The sequence below is a fragment of the Candidatus Obscuribacterales bacterium genome (genome assembly GCA_036703605.1).
GTDB lineage: Bacteria > Cyanobacteriota > Cyanobacteriia > RECH01 > RECH01 > RECH01.
This window is the reverse complement of record DATNRH010000282.1, coordinates 1-1,047: the sequence shown is the minus strand read 5'-3', so window position 1 is coordinate 1,047 and position 1,047 is coordinate 1. Positions and strand designations below refer to the sequence as shown.

At 55.8% G+C, this 1,047-nt stretch carries 1 protein-coding gene; it reads left to right on the top strand.

Features of this window, described 5'->3' with window-relative positions; genetic code table 11:
- Window positions 1–267 precede the first annotated feature (267 nt).
- Window positions 268–1,047, top strand: a 780-nt coding sequence (locus tag V6D20_05990) for a hypothetical protein (GenBank protein ID HEY9815337.1), incomplete at its 3' end; no start/stop codon positions are given.

Here is a 1,047-nt window from a genome sequence, read left to right as displayed (position 1 = left end):
CGTCTTTGCGATGCACCAGAGGAGACTCTGGAGCATATTCTCAACCAGTGTCCTGCCCTAAACCAGATTAGGTCCGAGGCAGCAGTACACGTGCTAGATACCGCGATGCAGATCTGGGAGATGACGACGCCACCCCCCAACTTTCTGGCACCGCAATTGCATTGGCGGTTTCCACCAGCCAATGAACCACAGGAGTTGCAGCACGCGTTTGCGCAGGTGCAGCACTCGCAGATCCGCACGCCGACGTGGAGCGTGTGGCTTGGAGGTTTGACAGAGGAGATGGAGGCCTACATGCAGGAGTATGTGAGGGTCCACTTCCCTGCTAATGAGTATGAACAGCGCTGGGCAGAGATGCTTCAGCGTGCGCCGCGAGTGGCCGAGCAGATGATTCTAGCCGCCGTTCGAATTTTCCGAGGTAGAACACATGCGTTCTATCAGAATCTGACGCAGAACGGGATCGTGATCCCAGTGATGCACCAACACACCGCGCGTGCCGTGGAAGAACCCAACTACCTGGCTAACTTTGAAGTTGAGCTGGCTAATCTTGAGCGAACACTCTTGGAGTGGAATGCTGAATTTCGCCTCACTGTAGAGGCACTCCAACAGCAGGCTGGCAGGAACAGTCTGAACAGCGAGGAGAGCGTCTCTTCGTCCAGCTCAGAGTCAGAGTCGGACTCGGATTCTGAGAGCGCTGATTGCCGAGGGCAGTCAGGTACACAGGGGCAGACGGCTCCTGCTCATGCTGGTGCGGAACACTCAAGTGGGAGTGTGACGCAACAGCAGAACGCTACGACCACCACTATGGCTGGCCAGAAACGTAAGTCTCCTGACCACCCTCCAAAGGCGCGAGGGTACAAGGGGAAGAGAAAGGTCGTGGATCTCCCCGACTGTGAAGTGGCGACAAACTTCTCGTCACCAGAGACAGGTAACATTTATACTTGTGTAGCTGAGATAGTTGGGGAGGAGCCCCAAACTGTCTATGAAAAGGTAAGAAATTACCTCCCGGCGGGCAGCCCGTTGGACTTTCGGCAGCACCTGGAGGTGTTG